At 70.9% G+C, this 7294-nt stretch carries 4 protein-coding genes and 1 pseudogene; 4 read left to right on the forward strand and 1 reads right to left on the reverse strand.

Annotated features, from left to right (window positions below; all coding sequences use genetic code 11):
- Positions 1-36: 36 nt before the first annotated feature.
- The gene (locus ACFU8Q_RS36975; RefSeq protein WP_384463187.1) at positions 37-1920 is read right to left on the reverse strand and encodes an alkaline phosphatase family protein; all 1884 of its coding nucleotides are present in this window, start codon (positions 1918-1920) and stop codon (positions 37-39) included.
- A 180-nt stretch (positions 1921-2100) separates the two neighbouring features.
- On the opposite strand from ACFU8Q_RS36975, the gene ACFU8Q_RS36980 reads away from it, so the two are divergent.
- The 4 genes and pseudogenes from ACFU8Q_RS36980 to ACFU8Q_RS36995 all read left to right on the forward strand — a co-directional run.
- Positions 2101-3036, forward strand: a complete 936-nt coding sequence (locus tag ACFU8Q_RS36980; RefSeq protein WP_384463190.1) for a LysR family transcriptional regulator — start codon at positions 2101-2103, stop codon at positions 3034-3036.
- Positions 3037-3715: 679 nt separating this feature from the next.
- The gene (locus ACFU8Q_RS36985) at positions 3716-5437 is read left to right on the forward strand and encodes a thiamine pyrophosphate-dependent enzyme (RefSeq protein WP_384463192.1); all 1722 of its coding nucleotides are present in this window, start codon (positions 3716-3718) and stop codon (positions 5435-5437) included.
- A 13-nt stretch (positions 5438-5450) separates the two neighbouring features.
- Positions 5451-6830 (forward strand): NAD-dependent succinate-semialdehyde dehydrogenase, encoded by a 1380-nt coding sequence (locus ACFU8Q_RS36990; protein ID WP_384463195.1) that lies wholly within the window; start codon positions 5451-5453, stop codon positions 6828-6830.
- Between the two features lie 56 nt (positions 6831-6886).
- A pseudogene (locus ACFU8Q_RS36995) lies at positions 6887-7294 on the forward strand (hypothetical protein); the annotation flags it as partial.

The following is a 7294-nucleotide window of genomic DNA, read 5'->3' on the forward strand; positions in this document are numbered from 1 at the left end:
GGCCCCGGGCGGTGAGTCCGGGGCCCGGCCGGCCGGTCAGCCCCGGCCGGCGGGGCGGGTGAGGTCCAGGGTGCGGACCGGGTCGAGCTCCCCGAAGTACGTGAGCTGCTGGTAGCGCACATCGGTGACGGTCAGCGTGGCCTCGGCGACGCCCCGTCCCACGGTGGCCTTGAAGCGCACCGAACCGTCCTTCTTCGTGGTCCCGGTCAGCTTCTGCACCGTGCCACCGGCTGTCAGCTCGGCCGTGACCTTCGCGCCCTTCACCGGCTCGCCCTGCGCGGTCGTCACCGCACCCTTCACCGTGACCTTCCAGGCGGCGTCGGAGCCGGGCCGGCCCTGGAGCTCGGTTTCGGCCTTCAGCGAGGCGACGGCGAGCTGTGACGGCGGGTCGGGCTGTCCGAAGTCGACCCGGTCGACGGTCCAGAACGCGCTGTTCGTACCGGTGTAACGGAAGCTCAGGCGGGCCGACTTCGCGCCCTTGGGAACGGTGAGCTCAAGGCGCTCGACGGTGTTGGTGTCACTCCGGTACGACTTCACGGGCTGCGGGGCGCCACCGTCGTACGCGACGTACACATCGCCGGTCTGCGGACCGTCGACGCGGTAGTTCGTAGCGAAGGAGACGGTAGCCTTCGCGGCCCCGTTCAGCCGGTACGCGGGGCTGACGAGCGTGGAGTCGAACTGTCCGGCGTCGTGCGCCCTGTCGTCCCACTCGTCGGAATCGGCGACGGCGAACACATTGCGGGCGCGGACGTTCGTCTCGCGTCCCTGGCCGCGTTCGGCGTTGGTCCAGAACTCGTCGGTGGCGAAGGACCAGCCGCGCCATTCGGTGACGCCGCCGGCCGGCATCTTCGAGTTGTCGATGGACCAGCCCTCGGGCGCGGTGTTCGTCCACCCCTTGGTGCCGGCCGGAATCCCGGTCTCGTCGACGGGTGTACGGAGCGAGCCGCGCAGCGCGTCGAAGGCATCCGGCTTCAGCTCGGTGAGCGCGGTGCCGTCGAGGTTCCAGGCGGGGTCGGTGGCGACGCCCTCGTGACGCAGGACGGTGGGCGCGATGTCGGTGATCTTGACGTCGTCGCGTACCGAACCGGGCTCGATGCCCGCACCCTGCGCGATCACGAACGTGCCGCGCTCCAGCGGGGTGTTGCCGCCGTGGCCGCCGGTGGGCGTGTGGCCGTGGTCCGCGGTGACGACGACGAGCCAGTCCTCGTCCGCGTACGTCGGTCGCGAGGCCACGGCGTCGAGCAGCCGGCCGACCTGGGCGTCGGCGGTGTTCAGGGCCTTGAGGTAGGCGTCGCTCGCGGAGCCGGAGCTGTGACCGGCGCCGTCGACCTCGTCGAGGTGGACGAAGGTGGAGTCGGGGTTGCCGTGCGCGAGGTAGTCCGCCGCCTTGGCGGTGGTGCCCTCGTCGTTGCCGCCCGGTATCCGCAGATCGGTCTTCGGGCCGAAGATGATCTGCGGGACCGGGCTCCAGGTGCCGACGACCAGGGTGGAGGTCGCCGGGTCGGCGGCCTCCAGCCGGGTCGCGTAGTCCGGGTACTGGCCGTAGTTCGGAGCCGTGAAGTCGTTGTCCTTCACGTTGTGCTTGTCGGGCCAGACACCGGTGGCGATGGACGACCAGCCGGCACCGGAGACGGTCGGCGCCATCGGGTTGGCGTACAGGTTGCTTCGTGCGGTCAGGCCCTTGGCCATCAACTGCTTGATATGCGGTACGTCGGCGCGCGAGAAGGTGTCGAAGGTGGCGCCGTCGATACCGATGACCAGGGTCTTCGCCTGCTTGGTACCGGACGGCAGGCCGGCGTACGGGGCAGCGGCGGCCGGCCCGGAGTCCTGGGCGTGGGCGGCGGTGGTGACGAGCGGCAGTGCGACGGCGGCGACGGTGGCTGCGGCCAGCACCGTACGCGCGGAGCGCGACAGGGACACGTGATCCTCCGGGATCGGTCGTAAGGCACCGGGCATCGGGGCGCTCGGTGTCGCGTCCGAGACTCGGCGACCGTGGTGATCGGATCACACCGCGTAAGGGGCCGGGGCGTGAACCGTTTCCAACATTTGGACCAGACCCGTAATCATTTCGTTATCTTCGAGCGTCGCTATCATCGGCCGATGAACTACCGGCGCCTCCTGTACTTCCTCGCCGTCGTCGAGGCCGGGACCATCACCTCCGCCGCCGCCACCCTCCATGTCGCCCAGCCGGGACTGAGCCGTCAGCTCAAGACGTTGGAGCGCGAGATGCGGATGACGCTCTTCGAGCCGCGCGGCAACCGGCTCGCTCTGACGCCGGCCGGCCGCGCCTTCGTACCACTGGCCCGGCGGCTCATCGCCGAGACCCGGACCATGGAGGACGCCGTCGAGGTGTTGCGGTCGGGCCGTGTCTCCCAGCTGGTCGTCGCCGCGACACCGGCGTCGATCCGCGGCTTCCTGGCCGGGTTCATCGCCACGACCGGACCCGCGGACCCGCCGCTGCTCACCCGGCAGGCCAGCCACTTCCACCTCGACGAGGAACTGCTCGACGAGGCGGACCTGATCGTCTCGCCGGCCGCGCGAGCGGCCGGATTCGAGGCGGTCGACCTGGGTGGCTCGCCACTGAAGGCCTATGTCGCGCCCGGCCACGCCTGGGCTCGCGCGGGGCGCACGGAGGTGGACCTGGCCGAACTCTGTGGCAGCCGGATCTTCGCGCACTCGCGGTCCAGCGTCAGCCGGGCCGTGCTGGAGAACGCGCTGGGGCAGCGGCGGCTGGTGCCCGCTCGGCTGACCGAGTGCGACGACGGTCCGACCGTCGAGGCGCTCGCAGTGGCCGGCCACGGGATCGGAGTGAGTACGGACCTGCCGCGGCTCGGCGCCCACGGGCTGCGGATCACCGGCGACCGCTCGTCCACGCGGGAGGGTTCCGACGGGGACGTGCTGCAGGTCCCCCTCCACGTGGCCTGGCTGCCGGGCCACTTCGCCGCCGACCTGATCGAGTCGATGGCGCTCCGTCTGCGGGACTACCTCGCAGGTCAACCGGACGCGGTAATTCCGCCGCCCCGGCCCATGGGCTGAAGCCACGCCGGGGTACTCGATGCTTCATGCCTGAACTGCATGGCTTCCTTGCCATTTATGTATTGGACGGTATGAAGACACCCTCCTGATACTGAACGGGACAGTGCGAGGGCGGCCGGGTAACCGGCTGCGGAAGCGAGGTATCCGTGCAGTTCTACCCCGAGGGCATCGAGTCGATCTCGGTGCGCGCGACGGTCGTCGGCGGCCGGGTGGCCGCCGGGTCGCTCTGACCGGACCGCCGCACCCACGCGCGCGCCCGTACCGCCGTGCGCCTCGGGCCACGGCGGGCGGCCACGTACGACGCTTGCAGCGGGACGACGAGCGCTCACGGTGCGGACGACTGCTCACGGTGCGGGGCGCTGCTCACCGACGGAGCACCGTCCCACCCGGAGAGCGCCGTCCACCGCACACAGAGCACGGCTCATCGCGCAGATCACCGTTCATGGCGCGGGCCATCTGTTCACCACGCTGAGCACGGCTCATCGCGCAGAGCACGGCTCATCGCGCAGAGCTCCGCTCACCGCGCAGACCACCGTTCACGGCGCAGAGCACCGCTCCGCTCACCGCGCAGAGCACCGCTCACCGCGCAGACCACCGTTCACGGCGCAGGCCACTGTCCACTGTCCGATCCACCGCGACATCCGCTTCGAACCATCCGTACCGCCCGAAGGACACCCCAGTGACCGTCACGTCAACCGCCTTCACCTCCGCCCCTGCGAGCCGGGGCAGCGAATCGGGCCCGGCACCCACTCGTTCCGCCGGTCACGCCATCGTCGAATCCCTTGCCCTGCACGGCGTGGAGCGGGTGTTCGCCGTCCCCGGCGAGAGCTACCTCGACCTCCTCGACGGGCTGCACGACTCCGACATCACCACCGTCGTCTGCCGCCACGAAGGCGGCGCCGCCTACATGGCGGAGGCACACGGAAAGCTCACCGGTGAACCCGGCGTCGCCATGGTCACCCGCGGCCCCGGCGCCGCCAACGCCTATGTGGCCATCCACGCCGCCTGGCAGGACGCCACACCGCTCGTGCTGTTCGTCGGCCTCATCCCCAGCGACCACCGCGACCGCGAGGCGTTCCAGGACTTCGACCCGCGAGCCTGGTTCGGTACGCAGGCCAAGCGCGTCCTTCTGCTCGACCAGCCCGAGCGCGCCTCCGAACTGGTCGCCGAGGCGTTCTTCGCGGCCCGTTCCGGCCGTCCCGGACCCGTCGTCGTCGGTCTGCCCGAGGACATCATCACCCGCCCCGCACCGCCGGAGATCCACCCCGTCATCCCCGTGACGGACGGCGGCGTCGCCCCTGCCGAGCTCGACGCGCTGCGCGAACTGCTGGTCCACGCCGAACGCCCGCTCATCCTCACCGGCGGCCCCCGCTGGACCCCCGCTGCCGCCGCCGGACTCACCGCCTTCGCCGAGCGCCACCGCATTCCGGTCGCCCAGGACTGGCGCGCCTCGGACCGGGTGCCCTTCGACTCGCCGGTCAACATCGGCCAGTTGGGATACGGGCGGCTCGACTCGCTGGCCCGCCGCGTCGAGGAGGCCGACCTTCTGTTGTGCGTCGGCGGTGTGCTGACCGACGTACCCAGTGACGGCTACACCCTGCGCCAGTCCCCGACGTCCATCACCGTGGTCGCCAACATCGACGCGACGCTGCGCGGTCGCAGCGGTGGCCTCACCCGGCAGATACTCGCGGCCCCCGACACCTTCACCGAGGCCCTGGCCGGCCTCGACCTGACCGGCCACCCCGACTGGACGCGGTGGACCGCCGAGGCCCGCGACGAGCAGGCCCGGCACGCCGCACTGCCCGCCGAGGTCCGTACCGGCGCCGGCCTTCCGGCGACCGCACCCGGCACCGCCCACATGACGACCGTCGTCGCCGAACTCGTCGAACGGCTCCCCGACGACGCCGTGTACACCTTCGGCGCCGGCAACCACTGCGTCTGGGCCCAGCGCTATCTGCCGACCCGCGTCTTCCCCAGCCAGCTCAGCATGCGCAACGGTTCCATGGGGTACAGCGTCCCGGCCGCCCTCGCCACCTCGCTGGAGAGCCCGGACCGGCTGACCGTCGCCGTCGCGGGTGACGGCGAGTTCCTGATGAACGGTCAGGAAATTGCCACCGCGGTCCAGTACGGAGCGGCCTTCCTGGTGATCCTGATGGACAACCAGCAGTACGGCACGATCCGCGAGCACCAGGAGCACCACTACCCCGGCCGGATCAGCGGCACTCAACTCGCCAACCCCGACTTCGCCGCGTACGCGCGAGCCTTCGGCGCCCACGGCGAGACCGTCACCGCCGACGACCAGGCCGCCGGAGCCGTCGAGCGCGCCCTCAAGGCGGTGACCGATGAACGCAGGCCCGCCGTCATCCACGTCGTCGTCGACCAGAACATCCCCCTGCCGTAAGGGAGTACGCCCCATGACCACCACTCAGTACGCCATCGTCGACCCGGCCACCGGCACGACGGTCCGCGCATACCCGCAGGCCACCGACGCGCAGATCGCCGACGCCGTGGCCGCGTCCGCCGCCGCGCAGGCCGGCTGGCGCGACAGCGCCGTCGACGACCGGGCCGCCCTGCTGAACCGGGTCGCCGATCTGCATGCCGCACGCAAGGACGAGTTGGCCGCCCTGATCACTCAGGAGATGGGCAAGCCGGTCGCACAGGCCGGCATGGAGATCGACATCGTCGTGTCGATCTACCGCTACTACGCCGACAACGGCGCCGCGTTCCTCGCCGACGAGGAACTGACCGTCGCGTCGGGCGGCACCGCCGTCGTCCGCAAGGAAGCGGTCGGGCCGCTCCTGGGGATCATGCCGTGGAACTTCCCCTACTACCAGGTCGCCCGGTTCGCGGCGCCCAACCTGATGCTGGGTAACACGATCCTGCTCAAGCACGCACCGCAGTGCCCCGCGTCCGCGCTCGCCATGGAGCAGATCTTCCGTGACGCGGGTCTTCCCGAGGGCGGCTACATCAACCTCTTCGCCTCCAACGACCAGGTGGCCGAGGTCATCGCGGACCCGCGGGTACAGGGCGTCTCGCTCACCGGTTCCGAGCGGGCGGGGGTGGCGGTCGCCGAGATCGCCGGCCGGCATCTGAAGAAGGTCGTGCTGGAGCTCGGCGGCTGCGACCCCTTCCTCGTGCTCGGCGGCGCCGATCTCACGCGCGCGGTCCAGCAGGCGTTCATCGGCCGGTTCGGCAACGCGGGCCAGGCCTGCAACGCCGCCAAGCGGATCATCGTCCTCGACGAGCACCACGACGCGTTCGTCGAGCAGTTCACCGCCGCGGTACGGGCGGTGGAGCCCGGTGATCCCACCGACCCGGCCACCTTCCTCGGCCCGCTCTCCTCCGTCGCGGCCGCCGACGGGCTCGCCGCCCAGGTCGACGACGCGGTGGCCCACGGCGCCACGGTCCTCACCGGAGGCCACCGCATCGACCGGCCCGGCGCCTGGTTCGAGCCGACGGTCCTCACCGGGGTGACCGAAGGGATGCGCGCCTTCCACGAGGAGCTCTTCGGCCCGGTCGCCCTCATTTACCGGGTGGCCGACGAGGAAGCGGCCATCGCACTCGCCAACAACAGCCCCTACGGCCTCGGCGCGGTCGTCCAGTGCGACGACGAGGAACACGCACTGCGGGTGGCCGACCGCCTCGAAGCCGGAATGGTGTACATCAACGACGCCCCCGGCACCGCCGCCGAGCTCCCCTTCGGCGGGATCAAGAGGTCCGGTATCGGCCGTGAACTCGGCAGGTACGGCATGGACGAATTCGCCAACAAGAAGCTGATCCGCGTCAAGCGCTGACGGCCCCACCCCGCTGCATCTTCCGGGTCGGCCTCCTGGCCAGAACCATCGGCGGAGTGCTCTTCGGCCATCTCGAAGACCGGCTGCGCCGGAAGAACACGCTGGTCATCACCCTCTCCCTGATGGGTCGGGCGACCACCCGGACCGGGCTGTTGCCCCGCTACTCCACCATCGGCGTCGTGGCCCCCATCCTGATGTCGGCGCTGCGGGCCGCACAGGGACCGGCCGTCGGCGGCGAGTGGAGCGGCCCGGTCCTGATGACGACCGAGGGCGTCGACGACGCGGTGCTGATCACCCTGACCATCTGGGGCGTGGTGGGTCCGAACGGCCGGCTGAGCGCGGTACAGCAGCAGTCCGCCGCCCCCGTACCGGAGGCGGCCCTGACCAAGTGCCCGTACCAAGTAACCCGTACGCGGTCCGGTACTCGCGGACGTTACGTATACGACGCGGTGCGGCGCCGTTCC

The sequence above is a fragment of the Streptomyces sp. NPDC057543 genome (genome assembly GCF_042801895.1).
Lineage (GTDB): Bacteria > Actinomycetota > Actinomycetes > Streptomycetales > Streptomycetaceae > Streptomyces.

Excerpts from the sequence above, each read along its gene's own strand:
- ACFU8Q_RS36990 (WP_384463195.1), top strand. The coding sequence starts at position 5,451 with ATGACCACCACTCAGTACGCCATCGTCGACCCGGCCACCGGCACGACG.
- ACFU8Q_RS36980 (WP_384463190.1), top strand. The coding sequence starts at position 2,101 with ATGAACTACCGGCGCCTCCTGTACTTCCTCGCCGTCGTCGAGGCCGGG.